The sequence below is a fragment of the Stenotrophomonas sp. STEN046 genome (assembly GCF_056759755.1).
In genome coordinates this window covers 75,902-98,294 of record NZ_JBRRDR010000001.1, presented here as the reverse complement: position 1 = coordinate 98,294, position 22,393 = coordinate 75,902, and the positions used below count along the sequence as shown (strand labels likewise).

General features: G+C 65.5%; 20 protein-coding genes. 11 read left to right on the top strand and 9 right to left on the bottom strand.

Annotation, left to right across the window (positions count from 1 at the left end; translation table 11 throughout):
* Nucleotides 1-82: 82 nt before the first annotated feature.
* Nucleotides 83-454, bottom strand: coding sequence for a DUF805 domain-containing protein (locus tag ACVOLJ_RS00455; protein ID WP_475278742.1), 372 nt, complete (start codon nt 452-454; stop codon nt 83-85).
* A gap of 76 nt (nt 455-530) precedes the next feature.
* Nucleotides 531-1,829 carry a replication-associated recombination protein A gene (locus tag ACVOLJ_RS00450; RefSeq protein ID WP_481563129.1) on the bottom strand — a complete coding sequence of 433 codons (1,299 nt, stop codon included), beginning with the start codon at nt 1,827-1,829 and terminating at the stop codon, nt 531-533.
* Nucleotides 1,830-2,133: 304 nt separating this feature from the next.
* Between ACVOLJ_RS00450 and ACVOLJ_RS00445 the strand changes: the two genes are divergently transcribed.
* Complete coding sequence (locus ACVOLJ_RS00445) at nt 2,134-3,303, top strand: hypothetical protein (protein WP_481563128.1); 1,170 nt, start codon at nt 2,134-2,136, stop codon at nt 3,301-3,303.
* A gap of 90 nt (nt 3,304-3,393) precedes the next feature.
* Here ACVOLJ_RS00445 and lolA read toward each other — a convergent pair whose 3' ends face one another.
* From lolA to ACVOLJ_RS00430, 3 genes are all read right to left on the bottom strand, one after another.
* Complete coding sequence (gene lolA, locus ACVOLJ_RS00440; protein WP_481563127.1) at nt 3,394-4,032, bottom strand: outer membrane lipoprotein periplasmic chaperone LolA; 639 nt, start codon at nt 4,030-4,032, stop codon at nt 3,394-3,396.
* Nucleotides 4,033-4,143: 111 nt separating this feature from the next.
* Entirely contained in the window at nt 4,144-6,087 is a 1,944-nt protein-coding gene (locus ACVOLJ_RS00435) for a DUF3857 domain-containing protein (RefSeq protein WP_481563126.1), read from the bottom strand.
* A gap of 36 nt (nt 6,088-6,123) precedes the next feature.
* Nucleotides 6,124-8,484, bottom strand: coding sequence for a DNA translocase FtsK (locus tag ACVOLJ_RS00430; protein ID WP_475278737.1), 2,361 nt, complete (start codon nt 8,482-8,484; stop codon nt 6,124-6,126).
* 232 nt (nt 8,485-8,716) lie between these two features.
* Here ACVOLJ_RS00430 and trxB point away from each other — a divergent pair, with 232 nt between their 5' ends.
* A complete protein-coding gene (trxB, locus tag ACVOLJ_RS00425; protein WP_475278736.1) occupies nt 8,717-9,688 on the top strand; it encodes a thioredoxin-disulfide reductase in 972 nt (323 codons plus the stop codon).
* A 107-nt stretch (nt 9,689-9,795) separates the two neighbouring features.
* Here the strand turns inward: trxB and ACVOLJ_RS00420 are convergent, their stop codons facing one another.
* Nucleotides 9,796-11,301, bottom strand: a complete 1,506-nt coding sequence (locus ACVOLJ_RS00420) for an N-acetylmuramoyl-L-alanine amidase family protein (RefSeq protein ID WP_475278735.1) — start codon at nt 11,299-11,301, stop codon at nt 9,796-9,798.
* Between the two features lie 191 nt (nt 11,302-11,492).
* Here ACVOLJ_RS00420 and ACVOLJ_RS00415 point away from each other — a divergent pair, with 191 nt between their 5' ends.
* Complete coding sequence (locus ACVOLJ_RS00415) at nt 11,493-12,617, top strand: GNAT family N-acetyltransferase (RefSeq protein ID WP_481563125.1); 1,125 nt, start codon at nt 11,493-11,495, stop codon at nt 12,615-12,617.
* A 172-nt stretch (nt 12,618-12,789) separates the two neighbouring features.
* Here the strand turns inward: ACVOLJ_RS00415 and ACVOLJ_RS00410 are convergent, their stop codons facing one another.
* Nucleotides 12,790-14,058, bottom strand: a complete 1,269-nt coding sequence (locus ACVOLJ_RS00410) for a hypothetical protein (protein ID WP_481563124.1) — start codon at nt 14,056-14,058, stop codon at nt 12,790-12,792.
* A gap of 57 nt (nt 14,059-14,115) precedes the next feature.
* Between ACVOLJ_RS00410 and aat the strand changes: the two genes are divergently transcribed.
* From aat to ACVOLJ_RS00395, 3 genes are all read left to right on the top strand, one after another.
* Nucleotides 14,116-14,856, top strand: a complete 741-nt coding sequence (gene aat, locus ACVOLJ_RS00405) for a leucyl/phenylalanyl-tRNA--protein transferase (protein ID WP_475278732.1) — start codon at nt 14,116-14,118, stop codon at nt 14,854-14,856.
* Between the two features lie 86 nt (nt 14,857-14,942).
* A complete protein-coding gene (infA, locus tag ACVOLJ_RS00400; RefSeq protein WP_005409596.1) occupies nt 14,943-15,161 on the top strand; it encodes a translation initiation factor IF-1 in 219 nt (72 codons plus the stop codon).
* A 209-nt stretch (nt 15,162-15,370) separates the two neighbouring features.
* Nucleotides 15,371-15,760, top strand: a complete 390-nt coding sequence (locus ACVOLJ_RS00395; protein WP_475278731.1) for a hypothetical protein — start codon at nt 15,371-15,373, stop codon at nt 15,758-15,760.
* A gap of 72 nt (nt 15,761-15,832) precedes the next feature.
* On the opposite strand, the gene clpA is transcribed toward ACVOLJ_RS00395, so the two are convergent.
* Nucleotides 15,833-18,115 carry an ATP-dependent Clp protease ATP-binding subunit ClpA gene (gene clpA, locus ACVOLJ_RS00390; protein ID WP_475278730.1) on the bottom strand — a complete coding sequence of 761 codons (2,283 nt, stop codon included), beginning with the start codon at nt 18,113-18,115 and terminating at the stop codon, nt 15,833-15,835.
* Between the two features lie 138 nt (nt 18,116-18,253).
* Between clpA and ACVOLJ_RS00385 the strand changes: the two genes are divergently transcribed.
* Nucleotides 18,254-19,066 (top strand): APH(6) family putative aminoglycoside O-phosphotransferase, encoded by an 813-nt coding sequence (locus ACVOLJ_RS00385; protein ID WP_481563123.1) that lies wholly within the window; start codon nt 18,254-18,256, stop codon nt 19,064-19,066.
* A gap of 100 nt (nt 19,067-19,166) precedes the next feature.
* On the opposite strand, the gene clpS is transcribed toward ACVOLJ_RS00385, so the two are convergent.
* The gene (gene clpS / locus ACVOLJ_RS00380; protein WP_475278728.1) at nt 19,167-19,493 is read right to left on the bottom strand and encodes an ATP-dependent Clp protease adapter ClpS; all 327 of its coding nucleotides are present in this window, start codon (nt 19,491-19,493) and stop codon (nt 19,167-19,169) included.
* Between the two features lie 111 nt (nt 19,494-19,604).
* On the opposite strand from clpS, the gene ACVOLJ_RS00375 reads away from it, so the two are divergent.
* Genes ACVOLJ_RS00375 through hflD form a run of 4 tightly spaced genes read left to right on the top strand, consistent with a single transcriptional unit; the run spans nt 19,605 to nt 22,300 of the window.
* Nucleotides 19,605-20,087 (top strand): hypothetical protein, encoded by a 483-nt coding sequence (locus ACVOLJ_RS00375; RefSeq protein ID WP_481563122.1) that lies wholly within the window; start codon nt 19,605-19,607, stop codon nt 20,085-20,087.
* A 1-nt stretch (nt 20,088) separates the two neighbouring features.
* Complete coding sequence (locus ACVOLJ_RS00370; RefSeq protein ID WP_481563121.1) at nt 20,089-20,550, top strand: NUDIX hydrolase; 462 nt, start codon at nt 20,089-20,091, stop codon at nt 20,548-20,550.
* Nucleotides 20,547-21,689 carry a tRNA 2-thiouridine(34) synthase MnmA gene (gene mnmA / locus ACVOLJ_RS00365; RefSeq protein WP_481563120.1) on the top strand — a complete coding sequence of 381 codons (1,143 nt, stop codon included), beginning with the start codon at nt 20,547-20,549 and terminating at the stop codon, nt 21,687-21,689. The genes ACVOLJ_RS00370 and mnmA overlap by 4 nt, the downstream gene beginning before the upstream one ends.
* Nucleotides 21,686-22,300 (top strand): high frequency lysogenization protein HflD, encoded by a 615-nt coding sequence (gene hflD / locus ACVOLJ_RS00360; protein ID WP_481563119.1) that lies wholly within the window; start codon nt 21,686-21,688, stop codon nt 22,298-22,300. Before mnmA ends, hflD begins: the two co-directional genes overlap by 4 nt.
* Nucleotides 22,301-22,393: the final 93 nt, after the last annotated feature.

Genomic DNA, 22,393 nt, shown 5'->3' with positions numbered 1-22,393 from the left:
CGCTCCGGAAGTAGAAACCGCACGTGCAGAAACGACGAAGCCGGCCCAGGGCCGGCTTCGTTGCATTCACTGTGCGACAGCCTCAGGGGCTGGTCGGGACCGGGCCGTACTGATTGTCTTCCGGGGTGCCGGGCAGCAGCGAGAACACCAGGATCACCAGGCCACCCAGCGGCACGAAGGCCAGCAGATACATCCAGCCCGACTGGTTGCAGTCGTGCAGGCGACGCACCGTCACCGCCAGCACCGGCACGAACGTGGCCAGCCAGAACAGGCCGAACAGCACGAATGCGGCCACCATCAGCCAGTCCGTCTGGGTGATGGCAGCCACCACCACCGGAATCATCAACACCACCGAGACCAGGAACAGGAACAACTGGAACATCCAGTACTCCCGCCGGTTGGCGCGGCCATCGAACTGGGCATAGCGTTTCAACGCCAGAGTCATTTCCTGCACGGCATCGTTCCTTGAAGAGAGAAGCCGCGCAGTGTGCCAAACGCATTCATCTGAGGCAATGCTGGCGGTGGCCGGCCTACCTGCCCTTCGCCGCCCGCGCCGCCTCGCGCTCCGCGCGCAGTCGGTCCAGCTTTTCCTTCAACTTGATTTCCAGCCCGCGCGGCACCGGGTTGTAATACACCCGCTCGCCCATCGCATCGGGGAAGCCGGTCTGGTCCAGCGCGATGCCGCCCTCGGCATCATGGTCATACTGGTACTCAGCGCCGTAGCCCAGCTCCTTCATCAGCTTGGTCGGGGCATTGCGCAGGTGCAGCGGCACTTCTTCGGTACCGCTCTCGCGCACATCGGCCTTGGCCTGGTTGAAGGCGGCATAGCCGGCGTTCGACTTGGCGGTACTGGCCAGGTACAGCACCAGCTGGGCGAAGGCGAGCTCGCCTTCCGGGCTGCCCAACCGCTCGTAGATGTCCCACGCTTCCAGCGCCATGCTCTGCGCGCGCGGATCGGCCAGGCCGATATCTTCGATGGCCATGCGGGTCAGCCGGCGTGCCAGATAGGACGGATCGCAGCCGCCGTCGAGCATGCGCGTAAGCCAGTACAGCGCCGCATCGGGATTGGAGCTGCGCACCGATTTGTGCAGCGCCGAGATCTGGTCGTAGAACTGCTCGCCGCCCTTGTCGAAGCGGCGGGTGCGGTCGGCCAGCACCTGGGTGAGGGTCTGCGGGGTGATGCGGCCACCCTCGCCCCCGGCCAGCTCGGCGGCGATCTCCAGCAGGGTCAGCGCACGACGTACGTCGCCGTCGGCGGCCGTGGCGATTTCCAGCAGCAGCTCGGGGGCCACGTCAATGCCCTCCTCGCCCAGGCCGCGCTCGCGATCACCCAGGGCACGTTCCAGTGCCTCGACGATATCGGTGGGCGACACGCCTTCCAGCACGTGCACGCGGCAACGCGACAGCAGCGCCGAGTTCAGTTCGAACGACGGGTTCTCGGTGGTCGCGCCGACGAACAGGATGGTGCCGCGCTCGATGTGCGGCAGGAATGCATCCTGCTGCGCCTTGTTGAAACGGTGCACTTCGTCGACGAACAGCACGGTGCGCCGGCCTTCAGCGAAACGCTGTGCGGCTTCGGCCAGTACCTGGCGCACTTCCGGCAGACCGGACAGCACCGCGGAAATGGCCCGGAACTCGGCGTCGGAATACTCGGCCAGCAGCAGCGCCAGCGTGGTCTTGCCGCAGCCCGGTGGTCCCCACAGGATCATCGAATGCACGCGGCCGGATTCGACCGCACGGCGCAGCGCGCTCTCTGGCGCGAGAAGCCTCTTCTGCCCGACCATTTCGTCGAGCGTTCGCGGGCGCATGCGCTCGGCCAGCGGGCGCATGTGTTCCCGATCGACGCTCAGCAGATCGGGGCCGGGGAAGGAAGTGGAGCGATGTCTTGGCACCCGCTCATTGTACCGCGCCGCCCAGTGGTAGCGCCGGGCCATGCCCGGCGGAGCCCGCGATGTTCGACGATGGGTAGTGCCGGCCGCTGACCGGAAGCCCAGCAATTTGTCGGAAATGGGCCGCAATGGGTATTGCCAATCCGCAGATAAGTTACTGATATAAATACGGCGCGTTCCCGCAGCCCCCTCCGAAGCGAGCAGCGACCGAGAATACGAACCTCAGCCATCCAGGACCCACGCCGTGCGCGATCCCGAATCCAATGTTCTTCAGTTTGTCGCTGGTTGTGCTGTCGACGCGGACATCTACTACTTGGCTGCGAGGATTGGCCCTGGTCACGAATGCTACGACCCGGATCCCGGTCCGCCCTCCCGGATGTTCTTCTATCAGAATCAAACGAGTGAAAAGTGGTTCTACCACGACCTGTCCGATTGGCAGGTTGAGTCCACCGCCTTCATCCCTGAACACCCGGATGGGCGTGCTCGCAGGGTGCTGGCCCTGGACTTTTACGGTCAGCTCGAAGATCTCACTCGAGGGGGCACCACGTGCGAGTACATTTCTCCTGAAGGCGATGACTTCCCCGGGGGCCTGACCCGGATTCGGCAGCTGGGCGAGGATCTGTTCTGCTGCGGCGTACACGGAATGATCTATCACCGTAGCGAAACTGGCTGGAAGCAACTTCCCACCCACTTACCCGCACCCGAACGCGGGAATCTCAAGGACGATCTTGAGTCAATTGATTTCGACAACTGGCTTGCCTGCGTTGGCCATCTGTTCGAACTGGACGGAGTACCACCACTACCAGCTGACCCTGCGGAACGCGACGCAGAGCTTCGGCGAAGATTTGAAGAATCACGCGCCGATCTAGCGCAAATCGGCAAGAATCAAGCGCTCGATCAGCTACTCGCTGATTTGGATCTGGCAAGCGTGAATGACCTTTGCGGAACCGGCTTTACCGATCTCTATGCGATCGGTTCTGACGGCCTGATTGCGCACTGGAATGGCGCGAGCTGGACCATTCCAGAGCAGATCACCTCCGCCGAACTGCTGCATGCATCCAGGACGGATTCGGGCGAACTGTTCCTGGTCGGCACCGAGGCAACAATCGTGACGGGACGGATCAATACGGGTTTCACGCCCATCCTGCATCAGATCAGCCCTGACATCCCGTTCTACTGCGCCTGCCAGTACGGACAATCCATCTACATCGGCCCAGAGAATGGACTCTATCTCTACAGCCCCACCTCTGGAGTGGTTGAACACCTGGAGGCAGGCATTCCTGAAGAACTGGTGGACGCCGCCATTAACGACATCAGTTCCGCCGATGGAGTGCTGTGGGTGCTGACGCCTTGGGATCTGGTCCGCTTCGATGGCTTCCAATGGCAGGTCATTGTTCACCCTGACAACGGATGAGCCAGCCGAAAGCGTGCCAACCAAGGTTGGCACCTACCGGGGCGGATCAGGTCAGATCGCGGTAGCGCCAGGCCATGCCCGGCGATGCAATCAGTTACCGATGACGTCGGTACCCTTCGGCGGGGTGAAGCTGAAGGTACCGGCCGCGAAGCCCGGGTTGCGCTTCCAGCCGCTGAAGGTGATCACGGTGCGCTGGCCCACCGCATCGGTGATTTCCATCTTGGCCAGACCCTGTGCATTGAAGCCCAGCGCGGCGTACTGGAAGCTGGCTTCGGTCTCGCGCTTGGGCGACAGCGAAAGCCACTGCAGGCCATCACGGGCGGCGGCCTCTTCACTCACGTCGTACTGCTGCTCCAGCAGTGCCGGATTGATCAGCGCGGTCAGCGGGCTGTTCTGCTCTTCCTTGCCCTGCTCGCGCACGGTGGCCTGCTCCAGGTCCGGCTCGAACATCCAGACCTTCTTGCCATCGGCCACGATCAGCTGTTCGTGCGGGCGCACGTATTCCCAGCGGAACAGGCGCGGTGCCGACAGCGCCACGCGGCCGCTGGTGGATTCCTTGACCTTGCCACGGCTGTCGAACACCTGCTGGCTGAACTGCCCGTCCAGACCTTTCAGGCCGATGGTGAAGGTCTTCAGGTCATCGCGGGCGCCAGCCCAGGCGCTGCCGGCAGCGGCGCAGGCCACGGCCAGGGTGGTGGTGGCAAGGATACGGCGGAGACGGAAATTCATACGGAAATCCTGTGGGCGCGCGCGCCAGGAAAGATGGGTACCAGTGTGCCCGGAAAAAGATGAATGGGCGATCAGGGCGCCATTATGACGCCCCGCCCGTCCATCGGCGATTCAGCCGCCAACCCCCGGCACCTTGCCGTACAGCACCTGGCCACGGAAACCGCGCCGGACCTCGCGGTACAGGGCCCGGAAGGCCGCGTAATCCTGCGGCTGGCACAGGGCATCGGCGCCGCGCACCGCGTTCTGCTGCAGCCGGTGGTGCACGGTCACTTCCTGGCCCTGCCGGCTCCAATCCACCCGGTACTCACCCGCCGCATTGGCGAAGCGCTGGCTGGCCGGCATCGCAATCACCGGCGCATTGGCCGGGAACTGCAGCCGGTAGGTCTCTTCACGCAGGCTGGCGTAGCAGTAGAACGGCGTTTCGTTGTCCGGCGCCGACGCGGTGGCGTACAGCCCGCGCACCGACTCGCCACCGGGCGGATCGGGCACCGCCATGCCGCCAGCGACGCCGAAGTCCACGTAGTCTTCGGCCTGGAACGCCATGCGGTAGCCGAACGGCCGGGTCAGATCCACCGGCACGCCCTGCAGCTGCAGCTGGCCGCGGCCATCAAAGCCGGATGCCGCCATGATCGATTCTTCCGCCCGCGCCCGGTTCTGTGCATTGAGCTGGGCAAACTGCGCGCGCATGCCGATCTCGGCGTTGTCGCTCAACTGCGGCACGGTCTCACCCTGCAGATTGCCCTGCGCATCGAAGGTGAAACGCACGTCCATCACCGTCGCGTTGCGCTGCGGATCGTTGGCCGGCGTCCGCGCCAGGGTCGCATCGCGGGTATGCAGCACCGGCGCGCCGAGGTCACCATCCGGCAGCTGGCCAAAACGCGCCCACGCACTGGTCGAATCCAGGTAGAGATCGAATTCGGGCACATAGGTGATGGCGTGGTTGAAGCGCCCCAGCAGGGGAATCTTCGGCAGCGTCGGGCCGCCACCGGCACCGATCAGCACCGCCGAACTGGTGATGCCCTTGGCAGCGAGCAGCGCCTCCAGGATGGCCACGTGGTCCTTGCAGTCACCATAGTGATTGTCGAGGATGCTCTGCGCGCTGTTCGGCTCCAGCCCGCCATTGCCCAGGTAGACCGCCACGTATCGGATGTTCTGCGCCACCCAGCGATACAGTGCGTCGGCCTGCGCACGGCGGTCGCTGATGCCTGCGGTCACCTCGTCGGCCAACGCCTGGATCTCCGGCGTCACCTGCGCGGCCTGCCCGGCTTTCAACTGGTAGGCGCGCCCCATCTGTGCCCAGTCGCGGTAGGTGCTGGCCATGATGTTCGGGCCGAACTCCCACACCGCCGCCGACCAGTTCTGCACCTGCATCGGTTCCCGCCGCTGGTAGCGCCAGCGCCATTGCGCCTGGCCGTTCTTCACCACCGGACGGTCACTGCCCTGCACGCCGCGGCTGTCCACATGCATCGGCAGGTTGGCCGGCGCACTCAGGGTCACCTCGGCATCGTCGTACTGGGTAAACACATTGAAGGTCTCCCAGAGGCCGAAGTAGCCCGGGAAGTACGGGGTCAGCTGGGTGCGGCGCACCTGGTAGAACAGTCGTGTGCCGGGCGCCAGGTTCGGGAACACGATCACCCGCACCTTGCGGTCGGCATACATGGCCGCCGAGGCGCTGGAATAGCTTTCCTGGGTATAGATGCGGTCGGCCGGCACTTCGCGGCGCTGGCCATCGGCGGTCAACGTGTAGGCGTTGACCACGTCCAGCGTTTCCATCTTCTCGCTGTAGCTCAACCGTACCTGGCTGAACTGCTCCACCGCGGCCTTGGTCTTGAGCAGGATTTCGTACGTTTCGGTCTGTACGTTGCCGGCATCGGCGCGCACCTGGTAGTCGGCGCGATAGCGTACGAAACTGAAGTTGTTGCTGGCCTCGGCATCGCTGCCGGTTGACGGCGGCGCCACCGCAGGCTGTGCGGCAGTGGCGGCCGCATCAGCCAGCGCCGGGCCGGCCGCCAGCAGACAGGCCAGCGCCAGCGCGCTGGAAACGGGTCGAAGCATGCGTCGGTTCCTTGGACGTCGGGGTTGCGGCAGGGCTTACTTCGGCGGCGGCGGTGCCAGCACCGTGCGGTCGCCGTTGTGCTCGGGCGAACTGACCACACCGGCCGCTTCCATGGCCTCGATCAGCCGCGCTGCACGGTTGTAGCCGATCTTCAGGCGACGCTGCACACCGGAAATCGATGCGCGACGGGTCTCGGTGACCACGCGCAGCGCCTCGTCGTACAGCGGATCGGATTCATCGCCGCCGGAATTGGTCTCCGGCAGGCCGGTGGCACCCACCACCACGCCATCGCCCATCGTCTGCACTTCATCCAGCACGCCGTCGACATAGTCGGCCGGGCCCATCGCCTTGAGGTGTTCGACCACGCGATGCACTTCTTCATCGGACACGAAGGCACCGTGCACACGCTCTGGCATGGCCGTACCGGGCGGCAGGTACAGCATGTCGCCGTGGCCGAGCAGCGTTTCCGCGCCGGACTGGTCGAGGATGGTGCGCGAGTCGATCTTGGAGCTGACCTGGAAGGCGATACGGGTCGGGATGTTGGCCTTGATCAGGCCGGTGATCACGTCCACCGACGGGCGCTGGGTGGCCAGGATCAGGTGGATGCCGGCCGCACGCGCCTTCTGCGCCAGGCGCGCGATCAGCTCTTCGACCTTCTTGCCGACGATCATCATCATGTCGGCGAATTCGTCGATGAAGATGACGATGAACGGCAGCGTCTCCAGCGGTCGCGGCGCTTCGCCCAGCTCCGGGTTCGGCTTGAACAGCGGGTCCATCATCGGCTGGCCGGCGTCCTGGGCGTCCTTCACCTTCTTGTTGAAGCCGGCCAGGTTGCGCACGCCCACCGCGCTCATCAGCTTGTAGCGGCGTTCCATCTCGGCCACGCACCAGCGCAGGCCGTTGGCGGCCTCCTTCATGTCGGTGACCACCGGCGCCAGCAGGTGCGGAATGCCCTGGTAGACGCTCAGCTCGAGCATCTTGGGATCGATCATCAGCATCCGCAGGTCTTTCGGCGATGCCTTGAACAGCAGGCTGAGCACCATGGCGTTGACCGCCACCGACTTGCCCGAACCGGTGGTACCGGCCACCAGCAGGTGCGGCATGCGCGCTAGGTCGGCCACGGTCGAGCGGCCGGCAATGTCCTTGCCCAGCGCCAGGGTCAGCACGCTGGCCGACTTGTCGTACTCCTTGGAGCGCAGCAGTTCGGACAGGTAGATCATCTCGCGGGTGACGTTGGGAATTTCCAGGCCGATCACCGATTTGCCCGGAATGACATCGACCACACGCACCGACTTCACCGACAGGCCGCGGGCGATGTCCTTGTCCAGCGAACTGATCTGGCTGACCTTGATGCCCGGTGCCGGCTCGATCTCGAAGCGGGTGATGACCGGCCCCGGGTTGGCGCCGACCACCTGCGCGTCGATGCGGAAGTCTTTCAGCTTGAATTCGATCTGCCGCGACAGCGCATCCAGGGTGTCCTTGTCATAGCCCACCGGCTGCGGCTTGGGATCATCCAGCAGGGCCAGCGGCGGCAGATCCGAGCCGTCGCCATTGACGCCGCGGAACATCGGAATCTGGTTGTCACGCTTGGCGCGGTCGCTCTTCTCGATCACCGGTTCCGGACGCGGCTCGATCTTCACCGGCTCACGCTTGGCGCGCACTTCGGCATCGGCCTTGCGCACTTCCTGGCGCTCCTCGCGCAGCACGCGGGTCTGCTTCCATTCGGTGACTTCTTCCTTCTTGCGCTCCAGCAGCGGGGCCAGCGACATCACCCCGCGCCCGATCTTTTCCATGACCACAAACCAGGACAGCCCGGTGGCCAGGGTGATCGAGGCCAGCAGCAGTACCAGCACGAACAGGTTCGCGCCCAGCGCGCCGAAGCCTACGCTGAGCGAGTTGCCGACCAGCTTGCCGAGAATGCCGCCAGCATGGGAAACGTCGCCACTGAACAGGCGCACGTGCAGGAAACCGGTGCCTGCGATCAGGAAACCGACCAGGCCGACCAGGCGCAGCGCCGGGTCCAGGTCGTTCTCGCCCTTGCTCTCGCGCTTGAGGCCGAACATGGCGATCCACGCCAATGCGCCCAGCACCACCGGCAGCAGGAAGGCGATGTAGCCGAACAGCTGCAGCAGTACGTCGGCGATCCAGGCGCCCGCGCGGCCGCCCATGTTGTGCACCGGCGCAACCACGCTGCCGGTATGCGACCAACCCGGGTCGGTTGCTGAATACGTGAACAGACTGGCTGCCAGATACAGCAGCGCCGGCGCGATGGCGATCAGACCCAGGTCGCGCCACAGGCGCTGACGGCGTGGATTGTCGGTCGTGGGCGCTGCCGCCGAGCGACGCGACGGCTTGCTGTCGTCGGACTTGGAGCGTTCGGGGACCTGCTTCGCCACCTTAGACCATACCTTTGGAATGCGCTGTTAGTGTTTGATAATAAACGAGACGGCGTCAGTTTTCAGTTATCCGGTGTCGCACGGGCGTGGACAGGCCCTGAAACCGCCCATGGATGACGGCGTTCTGTTCATCGGCTTGAATCGCCCTGCCCCAGCCGCCACTCTATGACCTGCCAAGGATGCTGTGCAAACTTCGCCGCGCCTTGTCCCATCTACCTTTTCGCGAGTCTACATGAGCACCAGCCTGCCCTCCCGCCACCAGCGTCTTGTCATCCTCGGTTCCGGCCCGGCCGGTTGGACCGCTGCCGTCTACGCGGCCCGCGCCAACCTGAAGCCGGTCGTCATCACCGGCCTGCAGCAGGGTGGCCAGCTGATGACCACCACCGAAGTGGACAACTGGCCGGGTGACGCACACGGCCTGATGGGCCCGGACCTGATGACGCGCATGCAGGCCCACGCCGAGCGCTTCGAGACCGAGGTCATCTTCGACCACATCCACACCGCGGACCTGTCGCAGCGCCCGTTCAAGCTGATCGGCGACAGCCACGAGTACACCTGCGACGCCCTGATCATTTCCACCGGCGCGACGGCCAAGTACCTGGGCATCCCGACCGAGGACGAGTTCAAGGGCCGCGGCGTGTCCGCCTGCGCCACCTGCGACGGCTTCTTCTACCGTGACCAGGACGTGGTCGTGGTCGGCGGCGGCAACACCGCCGTGGAAGAGGCGCTGTATCTGTCCAACATCGCCCGCAAGGTCTACCTGGTCCACCGCCGCGACACCCTGAAGGCGGAGAAGATCATGCAGGACAAGCTGTTCGCCAAGGTGGCTGCCGGCAAGATCGAAACCGTCTGGCACCACCAGGTGGAAGAAGTGCTGGGCAACGACGCCGGCGTGACCGGCGTGCGCGTGAAGTCGACCCTGGACGGCAGCACCCGCGACATCGATGCCCACGGCTTCTTCGTGGCCATCGGCCACCACCCGAACACGCAACTGTTCGACGGCCAGCTGGCGATGAACAACGGCTACCTGGAAATCCGTTCGGGCCTGGGCGGCAACGCTACCCAGACCTCCGTGGAAGGCGTGTTCGCCGCCGGCGACGTGGCCGACCAGCACTACCGCCAGGCGATCACCTCGGCCGGCTTCGGCTGCATGGCCGCACTGGACGCAGAGCGTTACCTGGATGCACAGGGCAAGGCCAGCTGAGAAGCTGACCTGCATCTGTAGCGACTAAAAGGCCGGCGCGAAAGCGTCGGCCTTTGTGCTTTCAGTAGTGCCAGGCCATGCCTGGCAAGCTCGATACGGCGAACCGCCTACGCAAGAACGCAGGACTGATTGAATTCCTGGTACTCCGTCACCACGCCGTCTGCTTCACGAAGGCGGGTGCGCCAACGGACGGTTCCCGCACCGCTTCCATTGCAGAAAAGTTCAAGACTCACAGGCTGGCCAGGATCGGTGAACTCCACGTCCTCCGGAGTACACGCTCCTCCGACGCATGAGGCGACAACCAATTCAAGCACTACGGGAAACTGGGGGTTGCCCTTGAACGCGACCGGCACAATGAGAGAGGTGCGGACCGGGATCTGCACGTCGGCAATGGAGTCGAGCGCAAGGGGTTCGCATGTCTTGCCTGTGGCCCACAATCGGTAGCCCTTCTCGACGCCCTTCATTGCGGCGGACCGAAAGGCCGGGTCGAGAAGCGCTTTGGCGTCATCCGAGTTCGTGTGGAAGGCGGTCTCCACGATGATCGATGGCATATGCGCCTCTCGATTCTCGCCCTTGTTGTCGGAATGCACATCAGGAGCGACGGCGAAGGACTCGTAGCCCGATTGCGCCTGGACAACCTCCTTCATCGCACACAGTACGCTCCGCCCCAACGCCGCATCCTCCGCCTGCCCCGGCTGTACGATGACACGCGCTCCGCGTACGTTCCCCGTCGCTTCTGCGTTGCTGTGCAGGTGGATGGCCACCTCTGCGTCAATATGATTGGCCAAAAGCGGCCGACTATTGATGTCCTCACGTTCCTCCCTATCCCACAGAGTGCTGCCCGCATAGGTATTCCAGATCGCGACATTGCCGGGATATTGTTCGGCTATTGCATAGCGCGCAGCCATCGTCCACCACTCCTTTCCACTGGGCGGGTGAACCAGACCACCCCCTTGCTGTACACGGGGACGAACAGCCGGCATTCGGCTTCGTTGTTCGATCAATTGCTTCAGCTCGTCTGCATACGACGGGGTTACGATCCCTTCGGAAACGCCATGAACTTCCGGACGAGACGTCACCCAGTCGTTCGATCTGTGACTGTAGAAATAGCCGTGCCCAGCGGCAACAAAGGCCATCCCAGCGCCCTTTCCTGACCTTTCTCGTCGTTTCCGCCGCACCTCGCGGGCTGCGCTATCCGCCTCCTGCACAGCAGGAAAATAGTGCTCGACCTCTTTTCCGTCATACAGAAAGATGACACGACTGAACGGAGCCACCTGCTCGGCCCAATGCAGCAGCCCAAAACTGATCTCGCTTCTCTGATCCTCGAACGACGGTCCGTAATCGGCAGGCAGGAAGTTCCGATCCAAGGCCACGGTCACAACACCGTTGGCGATATCCGCTGACACCTCGACCCGGCGGCTCCGCGCCTGCCCATCGACGAGACGGACGCGTTCGAGGATGTCGCGCGTCTTCTGGGTCAAGAGTATGTCGAGCCCCGCGTCCTGCTCCATTGGGCGGCGGGATTCAGCGGCCTGCGCAGGGCTGGTCATAAGCACGCCCCCCAACAGGGACAGCAGCGCGGGAAGTGTTACAGAGCAAAGCGTTCGGTTCATTGTGGCTACTCCATGCGTGAAATGAATGCACCGCTTCTGCGGCGCAACACACCCTGGCCCGTCTCCGCGCTGGCGTTCGGCACCACGCGCACATCAACGCAGAATTCGAACTTTCCTCACCCTCAGCCAGAACGAACCAACCCGCTTCCGCCAACACCGTTCGCGATCGTCCTGCCCTATCCTTTCTTCCCATGCACTCCGCCCGCTTCCTCAACTCCCTGCAGTCCATTCCCGCCACCGACTGGGATGCCCTGCACGACGGCCGCAACCCGTTCGTCAGCCACGCCTTCCTGTCCGGCCTGGAAACCTACGGCTGCCTGCGCGAGGACTGGGGCTGGCAGCCGCAGCACTTCACCCTGTGGGACGGCGACACCCTGGTCGGCGCGATTCCCGGCTACTTGAAGACCAACTCGCACGGCGAGTTCGTGTTCGACCATGCCTGGGCCAACGCCTATGCGCGCCATGGACGCGACTACTACCCGAAGTGGCTCGGTGCGGTGCCGTACTCGCCGGTCACTGGCCCGCGACTGCTGGCCCGTCACGATTCGCAGCGCACGGCCTTGCTGTCCGCACTGCGCGATCAGCTGACGACGCTGGACGTTTCTTCAGCACACATCAATTTCCACACGGCAGCTGACGAAACAGCCTTCGGCGACGAGTGGCTGCTGCGTGAAGACATCCAGTTCCAGTGGCAGAACCCAGGCGACTGGGCCACGTTCGAGCAGTTTCTCGGCGCGATGAACCACAAGCACCGCAAGAACATCCGCCAGGAGCGCGCCAAGGTCGGCCGCCAAGGCATCAGCTTCCGCGTGGTGCACGGCGACGAAGCCAGCCGCGCCGACCTGCAGGCGATGTACCGCTTCTACCTGCAGACCTTCCTGGAATACGGCAACGCGCCAGCACTGACCGAGGCCTTCCTGCGCCATCTGGCGATTTCACTGGGCCGTGGGCTGGTGCTGTTCCTGGCCGAACAGGACGGCGAGCCCATTGCCGGTGCGCTGTGTCTGCGCGGTGGTGACACGCTGTACGGCCGCTACTGGGGCGGCGCCACCCTGCCCGGCCTGCATTTCGAGGCCTGCTACTACCAGGGAATCGAGTACTGCCTGCGCGAGGGCCTGACCCGCTTCGAGCCCGGCGCGCAGGGCGAACACAAACTGGCGCGCGGCTTCCTGCCGACGCTGGTGCGCAGCCGGCACTGGGTGGCCGACGCGGAGTTCGGTGAGGCGCTGCAGGACTGGTGCAGGCAGGAGAGGCGGGATGTGCGGCGCTACCAGCAGGAGCTGCAGGGGCACGGGCCGTTCCGCGCAGAGCTGTAGCGTCGGGGTTGCTTGACCTGCGGAGCGGCTACCAGGCCGTGCCAACCAAGGTTGGCACCTACCACGGCAATGGGCCAAGCATGCCAACCAAGGTTGGCATCTACCAGGGCAACTGGCGAAGCATGCCAACCAGCGTTGGCATCTACCGGGGTCATTGGCGGGGCCGCTGTACTCAGGTGCACTGCCAGAAGTGCCCGCTCACCTGGCACTTCGCACACCAGAACGAATAGAGCATGCCGCCGCTGCCCCACAGCAGCGTGCCCTCGTTTGTGGTCGGCAGTGTCGAATCCAGCTGCATCACGAATTGCATTTCCTCGCCGCAATCGATGCACGCCGGATACTGCGCACTCTGCACCCAGCTGGGCGCGCCACCCACCCGCGACAGGTTCTGCCGGTGATTGGACTGACCCCAGTCCTGCTGCTGCCAGCGGGGGCTGTCCATCAGCGCCAGGCCCATCTCGGACTGCATCAGATCGCCGCTGTCGGTGGGACTGATCGGCACCGCGCAGTGCTGGCTGGGGTGGCAGCTCGGCAGGCCGTCCGCATCGTGGCGATAGAAGCGCACTGGCGGCTCTTCCCAACCGCAGCAGTCCAGGCACAGGCCAAGCGTGATCGCGCCGGTCGCACCGTTCACCAGCGCGGCCGCGTCGGTCTGCAGCAGCCGCTGCAGTGGCGCATGGCAGCTGCCGCACACTGCATCGAGAAGCCCGCCCATGCGTGCCGGGTGTTGCACCTGGCCACCATTCCAGGTGGGATGCAGCCGCCAGATCCGTTTGCGCCAACTGGGTTCTTCAGCCGTCTGCGCGCGATGCTGCTCACGACCAAAGCGCAGATGCAGCGGTTGCTGGCCATGCAGCCGGCGCAGCCGAGGGCCATCAGCCACACCCGCCCAGTGCGCCCATACATCGGCATCCAGATCGCTCCAGTCAGCCAGGTAGCCCCGGGCGGCGGCGTAGGTGTCAGGCTGGGCGGCCAGCAGCAACGCCTTGGCCCGCTCCAGTTCGCGGTCGTCGCCGGCCTCGGTCAGGCGGTGCGCCCATTGCGCAGCGACCGGCGCCGGAAGCGCCTGCCAGAGCTGCGAGGCCAGTTGGATGTCATCCTCGATGGCGATCTGCAGCAATGCCTCCCAGTCGCCCTGCAGCGTGTGCGGTGCCTGGTAGCTGGCGAACTCCAGCACGCTGGTCAGCAGCTCGCCGCGCTCGCCGTCACGATAGCGCTGCAAGGCATCGGCACAGACCGGCGCAACCGCCTCGTCCGGCAACAGGTCCAACGCCGTGTCGAGGAAGGTGGAGCCGGGCGAGGGTCGTCCCAGGGCCTGCAGCAGCAACACCCCAAGTTGTGGGCGGTCCTCACCTGCCAGGCTCAGCAGCATGCCGAGGCTGTCGTTGCGGGTGCGCGGCGCATCGTGCAGGTCGAGGATGGCGCTGATCGGATCGCTCATTGGGGGCTCCTTGCCAATGCCGCCGATGGTGCCAGACATCGCGAATACAATGCAGGCATGACCCGCCAGTTGCCCTGGCGCCTGGCCGACGCGCCGGACGCTGCCTTCCCCCCGGCCGAGACCGCGCTGCGCCAACCCGATGGGCTGCTGGCCGTGGGCGGCGACCTGCACCCGCTGCGACTGCTGAACGCCTATGCCGGCGGCATCTTCCCGTGGTTCAGCGAGGGCGAGCCCATTCTGTGGTGGTCGCCCGACCCGCGCATGGTGTTCCGCACCGACGGCGTGCACCTGTCCAGTCGTTTCCGCCGCCAGTTGCGCGGCAGCGGCTGGGACGTGACCGCCGATACCGCCTTCAGCCGCGTCATGCAGGCCTGTGCGGCGGCGCCCCGCCCCGGCCAGGACGGCACATGGATCAGCCCGGCGATGATCGATGCCTACAGCCAGCTGCATGACCTGGGCTTCGCGCATTCCTTCGAAGTGTGGGACCGGCAGACGCTGGTCGGCGGCATCTACGGGGTGGCGATCGGCGCCATGTTCTTTGGCGAGAGCATGTTCAGCGGCGCCAGCGGCGGCTCCAAGGTTGCCCTGATGGCACTGGCATCGACCCTGCACGACTGGGGCTGGCCCCTGATCGATGCGCAGGTGGAAAACCCGCACCTGCTGCGGATGGGCGCCGGGCACATGCCGCGAGCCGAATTCCTGCAGGAGGTGCGCCGTGCCGTGCAGGAACCCGGGCAGGAAGGCCCGTGGACGCACCGCGTTGGACGTGTGCCGGCAGCCGGTTTTGCCGGCGGTTAACACAAACTTTGCAAGCTGGGCGTTTGACGCGTAAAATGCTGCGCCTTAGGCCCATCGTGGCCGTTTTCTGAACCGCACAGGACTACATGTCGAAAGACGATTCCATCGAGTTCGAGGGCACCGTCAGCGAGACGCTGCCGAACACCACTTTCCGCGTTCGTCTGGAAAATGGGCACGAAATCATCGCCCACATCTCCGGCCGCATGCGCAAGAACTACATCCGCATCCTCACCGGTGACCGGGTCAAGGTTGAAATGACCCCGTACGACCTGACCAAGGGCCGTATCACCTACCGCATGAAGTAAGCGGCTGGCGCGTTGCGCCACCCCGACAAGGCCAGCCCTGGATGCTGGCCTTTTGTCATGCCTGCAATCCGGCCCTGCCGGACGGCACCCTGACCGAATGCACCGTGACATCGGTCAGCCATGCTTGCGGCAGATTCGCATTTGCGTCGGCGGCGGCATCGTGGCACCCGGTCCAGTCCGGATCGCCACCCCCTGCCCCCGCCATGAACATGCCTCTGTTGCACACCGGCTTTGCCGCCCTCGTACTGGTCGCCGGTGCCCTGGCCGCGCCCGCCGCCCAGGCCGCCGATGCGCCTGCTGCAACCTCCAGCGAAAGCTGCATCGCCTTGAACGAGGATCAGCAGATCATCCGCGCCGGCGCAGATCGCGATGTGCTGCTGCGCAATGGCGACCAGCATTACCGCGTGGTCTTCACCGCATCCTGCAACAGTGCCGTGACCTCGCGCCGCCTGGGCTTCGAAACCCAGGGCGAGAGCTCCCAGCTCTGCGGCGGCTCGCGCAGCGTGCTGAAGACCGACCGCGCCAGCTGCACCGTCGAGCGCGTGGAGCCGCTTGAGGCTGCCACCTTCCAGCGCATGGCCCGCCAACGCAGCCGCTGAGGACTGACACGACAAGGGCGGCCTGGGCCGCCCTGTCGTTGCTTCCAGTGCCGGGCAGCGCCCGGCACGACCTCACTCCACCGTGGCCGGCAGCAACCGCTCCGGCTCGGCCTGCGTTTCGACCACCAGCTCGTCGTCGCGCACATCGATGCTGACCTTGCCGCCGTTGATCAGCTTGCCGAACAGCAACTCGTCGGCCAGCGGTCGCTTGATCTTGTCCTGGATCACGCGGGCCATCGGGCGCGCGCCCATCAACGGGTCGAAGCCATGCTGGGCCAGCCAATCGCGCGCGGTCGGGGTCGCCGACAGGCTGACATGCTTGTCCTGCAGCAGCATCTCCAGCTCGATCAGGAACTTGTCCACCACGCGCAGAATGTGCTCGAAGCCCAGCGCCTGGAACTGCACGACCGCATCCAGGCGGTTACGGAATTCCGGCGTAAAGGCGCGACGGATGGTTTCCATCGCGTCGGTGGCATGGTCCTGCTTGGTGAAGCCGATGGTGCGCCGCGAGGCCTGCGCCGCGCCGGCATTGGTGGTCATCACCAGCACCACGTTCTTGAAGTTCGCTTCGCGACCGTTGGTATCGGTCAGCACGCCGCGGTCCATCACCTGCAGCAGGATGTTGAAGATATCCGGGTGCGCCTTCTCGATCTCATCCAGCAGCAGCACGCAGTGCGGGGTCTTGACGATCTTTTCGGTCAGCAGGCCGCCCTGGTCGAAGCCGACGTAGCCCGGGGGCGCACCGATCAGGCGGCTGATCGAATGCGGCTCCATGTATTCGGACATGTCGAAGCGGACCAGCTCGATGCCCAACTGCAGGGCCAGCTGCTTGGTCACCTCGGTCTTGCCCACGCCGGTGGGGCCGGCGAACAGGAAGTTGCCGATCGGCTTTTCAGGATTGCCCAGCCCAGAGCGCGCCAGCTTGATGGCCGACGCCAAGGTGCCGATGGCCGGGTCCTGGCCGAAGATCACCATCTTCAGGTTGCGCTCCAGGTGCTGCAGCACATCCTTGTCGGTGGCGCTGACCTGCTTGGCCGGAATGCGCGCCATCTTGGCGACGATCGCCTCCACTTCCTCGACGTCGATCAGCTCCTTGCGCTGCCCTTCGGGCAACAGGCGCTGGCGGGCACCGGCCTCATCGATCACGTCGATGGCCTTGTCCGGCAACAGGCGGTCGCCGATGTGCTTGACCGACAGGTCGACGGCGGCCTGCAGCGCCTCATCGGAATAGGTCACGCCGTGGTGGGCCTCGTACTTGGCCTTCAGGCCCTGCAGGATTTCGTAAGTCTCGCCGACGGTGGGTTCGACGATGTCGATCTTCTGGAAGCGGCGCGCCAGCGCCCGGTCCTTCTCGAAGATGCCGCGGTACTCCTGGAAGGTGGTGGAGCCGATGCAGCGCAGCTCACCCGATGCCAGCGCGGGCTTGATCAGGTTGGAGGCATCCATGGTGCCGCCCGACGCCGAGCCGGCGCCGATGATGGTGTGGATCTCGTCGATGAACAGCACCGCGTTGGGCACCTTCTTCAACGCGGTCAGCACGCCCTTCAGGCGCTTCTCGAAGTCGCCGCGGTACTTGGTGCCCGCCACCAGCGCGCCCAGGTCCAGCGAATAGATGACGGCATCTGCCAGCACATCCGGCACCGAGCCTTCCACGATACGGCGGGCCAAGCCCTCGGCGATCGCGGTCTTGCCGACGCCGGCCTCGCCCACGTACAGGGGGTTGTTCTTGCGGCGACGGCACAGGACCTGGATGGTGCGCTCGATCTCGTCGGCGCGACCCACCAGCGGATCGATACGGCCGGCACGGGCCTGCTCGTTGAGATTGCTGGCGAACTCGGTCAGGGCATCGCCCTTGGGCTCGCCCTCGCCCCCTTCCATGCGGCCTTCGCCTTCGGCCGAGGACGGCTGCTCGCCCTCCTCGCCCAGCTTGGCGATGCCGTGGGACAGGTAATTGACCACATCCAGCCGGGTGACGTCCTGCTGGTTGAGGTAATAGACGGCGTGGGAGTCCTTCTCGCCGAAGATGGCGACCAGCACGTTCGCGCCGGTGACCTCCTTCTTGCCGGAGGACTGCACGTGGTACACGGCGCGCTGCAGCACGCGCTGGAAGCCCAGGGTCGGCTGGGTATCGCGGCCGTCATCTTCGGCCAGGCGGGACACGGAGGCCTCGATGGCCTGCTCCAGCTCCTGGCGCAGGCGGTCGGCGTCGGCGCCACAGGCTTTCAGTACGGCCTGGGCGGACGGGTTGTCGAGCAGTGCCAACAGCAGGTGTTCGACCGTCATGAATTCATGGCGGGCCTCACGGGCGCGCTTGTAGCACTGGCCGATGGTGTGTTCGAGGTCTTTGCTGAACATGGATTACTCCGGCGGCAGTTGGGAACAATATGCGGCCTGACTACGCGATTTCCATCACCCTAGCGGATTGCGACGTTCAGATGGCGTTAGCAGTACCAAACGCGTGATCATCATTCACCCCGGGACAGCCTACCCAGCATGTGCGAACCCTACCTGAGCCGCTGGCGATTGCGACGTGATGGTCCTGCGATCCACACCCCCCATGCCCGGCTGTGGCCGGTGCTGACCGCCTCTGGCGAGGCGGCCATGTTGAAGGTGAGCACGGAACCGGAGGAACAGAACGGCCATCGCCTGCTGCGCTGGTGGAGTGGCGACGGCGCCGCCCGCCTGCTGGCCCACGAGGGGCCGGCCATCCTGATCGAACGGGCCAGCGGCGAGTCGCTGCGGCAACGTTCGATTGAAGGCGACGACGACGCCTGCACCACGATCCTGTGCCAGGTCCTGCAGCAGCTGCACCGGCCACGGAGCGCGCCGCCAGAAGACCTGGTCTGCCTGCGTAGATGGTTCGTCGATCTGCTGCAACCAAGGGCGCCGCTGCCGCCATTGCTGGAACAGTGCAGATTGCTGGCGGTGGCAGTGCTGGAGAACGAGCAGGAGGTGCGACCGCTGCACGGCGACCTGCACCACGACAACGTGCTGGATTTCGGCGTGCGCGGGTGGCTGGCCATCGATCCCAAGCGCCTGCTGGGCGATCGTGCGTTCGACTACACCACGCTGTTCAGCAACCCGGACCTGTGCGGGCCGGGCATCCACGTGGCCACCCGGCCGGAGCGTTTCCATGCCCGGCTGCAGCAGGTCTGCCAGCTCAGCGGCATTGGCCGCACGCGGCTGCTGCACTGGATCGCGGCCAGCGCGGCATTGTCTGCCATGTGGTTCCGCGATGACGGCGACCCGGCCGACATCGACGAGACGGTGGCCGCGATGGCCCTGGCGGCGCTGGCCGAAGCGTGAACCCGACCCGGCGGATGCCCGCCGTGGCGGGCCTGCTCTGGTAGATGCCCACCTTGGTGGGCCTGCCCTGGTAGATGCCCACCTTGGTGGGCATGCAATCTCAGGCCTTTTCCATCGTGCACAGCAGCGGGTGCTGGTTCATCCGCGCGTACTCGTTGACCTGGGCAACCTTGGTCTCGGCCACTTCACGGGTGAATACCCCGCACACGCCACGGCCGCGGGTATGCACGTGCAGCATCACCTGGGTGGCCTTGTCCAGGTCCAGGCTGAAGAACTGCTGCAGGACGTCCACCACGAAATCCATCGGGGTGTAGTCGTCGTTGAGCAGCATGACCTGGTAGAACGGCGGCGGCGCCACTTCCGGGCGCGCGGGTTCCACGGCAACGCCGTGCTCGTGGTGGGAATCGGGGGCGGACTCGCGAGGCATCCGCCCATTATAGGGGCTGCAACGGGCCTGCGTCGGCCCGCGGCAGAATGGACGGCACGCACGGCCGCCGTCACAATTGCACCTTCCCACACCACGTTTCACAGGATCTTCATGAAAAGGACCCTTCTGCCCGCCCTGCTGATCGCGCTGGCTGCCGCCGGCACTGCAGGCGCTGCCAGCGACAACGCCAAGGCCGACAAGGGCATCGCCCGTCACCTGGAAAAGCTGGGCTACACCTACGAGGTGGACGAGGACGGTGACTTCCAGATGGTGTTCGACGTTGAAGGCGATCGCACCCAGATGGTCTATGTTCGTTCGTCGGTGGAAGACTTCGGTACCCACAACATCCGTGAGATCTGGTCGCCCGGCTACACCTCGCCGAGCAAGCAGTTCCCGGCCGCGGTGGCCAACCGCCTGCTGGAAGATTCGCAGGATGCCAAGATGGGCGGCTGGGTGAAGCAGGAGTCGACCGCGATGTTCGTGGTGAAGATCGACGCCGACGCGACGTCCGACCAGCTCAGCGACGCCATCGATGCGGCCATCCGCACTGCCGATGCGATGGAGCTGGAGCTGACCAAGAAGGACGACCTCTGAGTTGAACGCCTTGCCGGACCCGCGCTGGGCACCGCATGCCACTGTTGCCACCGTGGTGGTCGACAGTGGCCGGGTGCTGCTGGTCGAAGAGACCATCGACGGCCGGCAGGTCTTGAACCAGCCGGCCGGGCACCTGGAGCCGGGCGAAAGCCTGGCAGCGGCGGCCCTGCGCGAGACCGTCGAGGAGACCGGCTGGACGGTGGAGCTGACCGCTTTCATCGGTTGCTACCAGTGGACGGCGGCCGACGGCACCACGTTCCTGCGCTTCTGCTATGCCGCGCGGCCGCTCTCGCACGATCCGGCGCGGCCGCTGGATGCCGGCATCGACCGGGCGCTGTGGATGACCCCGGCCGAACTGCAGTCAGCGGCCGGGCGGCATCGCAGCGAACTGGTCTGGCAGGTGGTGGCCGACTACCTGGCAGGCCAGCGCCATCCACTCACCTTGGTACGGGAGGTCGCATGAGCAGCCCACGGGTGATCGTCGGCGTATCCGGTGGCGTCGATTCTTCGGTGGCCGCCTGGCGCCTGGTGCAGCAGGGCGAGGCCGTGGCCGGCCTGTTCATGCAGAACTGGGCCGAGGATGGCAGCGGCGACTGCCGCGCCGAGGATGACCGCCGCGATGCGGTGGCGGTCTGCGGCCTGCTTGGCATCCCGTTCCACTTCCGCGATTTTTCCAGCGAGTACTGGCAGGGTGTGTTCGAACACTTCCTGGCCGAGTACGCCGCCGGGCGCACGCCGAACCCGGACGTACTGTGCAACCGCGAAGTGAAGTTCAAGCACTTCCTCGACGCCGCCCGCGAACTGGGCGCCGAGCGCATCGCCACCGGTCACTACGCGCGCATCGCCCAGCGCGGCCAGCACTGGCTGCTGCTGCGCGGCGCCGACCGCTCCAAGGACCAGAGTTACTTCCTGCATCAACTGGGGCAGGAGCAACTGGCCGCCACCCTGTTCCCGATTGGCGACCTGGAAAAAAGCGACCTGCGCAGGATCGCCCGCGATGTCAGCCTGCCGACCCATGCCAAGAAGGACTCCACCGGCATCTGTTTCATCGGCGAGCGCGATTTCCGCGAATTCCTCGGCCGCTACCTGCCGGCCAAGACCGGCCAGATCCTGGACCCGGGCGATGGCAGCGTGATCGCCGAGCATCCCGGCGTGTTCTATTTCACCCTGGGGCAGCGCGAGGGCCTGAACATCGGCGGCGTGCGTGGCCGTCCTGCCGCGCCGTGGTACGTGGTCGGCAAGGACGTTGCCAGCAATGTGCTGTACGTTGACCAGGACCGCGACAGCCGATGGATGTTGTCTGGCCGCCTGCGCTCGGAAACCGCGCACTGGATTGCCGGCGCACCGCCGGCACGGCGTTTCGACTGCACGGCACAGACCCGCTACCGCCAGCCGGATGAACCGTGCACGGTGGACGTGCTGGACGATGGCAGCGTACAGGTGACGTTCGCCCGCCCCCAGCGTGCGGTCACCCCTGGCCAGTCGCTGGTGCTGTATGACGGCGAGGTCTGCCTCGGTGGCGCGGTGATCGCCGCCACCGATGCACCGCTGGAACAGCGCCTGCGCACCACCCCTTCCCCTTTTGAGGTAATCGCTGCATGAGTTTCACTGTCGACGACCGCGTTCTGGCTTTGGCCGGCATTGCCCAGGCCCTGCAGCAGGTACGCCGAATCGCCGATACCGGCCATTCCGACGCGGCGGCCGTGCGCACCGCCGTGGACAGCATTTTCCGCATCGATGCGTCCTCGCCGCAGGCGGTGTTCGGTGACCGGGACGTGCTGAAGTCGGGCCTGCGCCTGCTGCACAACCACTTCCGCAACCAGGGCCAGGACCCGATCCTGCCCAAGCTGGCACTGTCGGTGCTGCAGCTGGAGCGCCGCTTCGTGCAGGACGGCGCCACCGTGAACAAGGTGGCTTCGGGCATCGCGCAAGCCCAGCGCCAGGCGGCCGAGCTTGGCGACAGCGGCCATCCCGACGTGCTGACCGCGCTGGGCGGGCTGTACGCGGACACCATCAGCCACCTCAAGCCGCGCGTGATGGTGCAGGGCAACCCGCACTACCTGGGCCAGGCCGGCGTGGTGGCCGAGATCCGCGCACTGCTGCTGGCCGCCGTGCGCGCCGCGGTCCTGTGGCGGCAGCTGGGCGGCAGCTACTGGGACTTCCTGCTGAACCGCAAGGCGATGGTCGAGGCCGTGGACCGGCAGCTGGCCTGAGCGGGCCACCCGCCGGGCCATGCCCGGCGAGCGCGCCGGAAAACCGGCGCATTCAGAATGCATTTCCGGGCACATCGACGTTAAAGAGAAAGG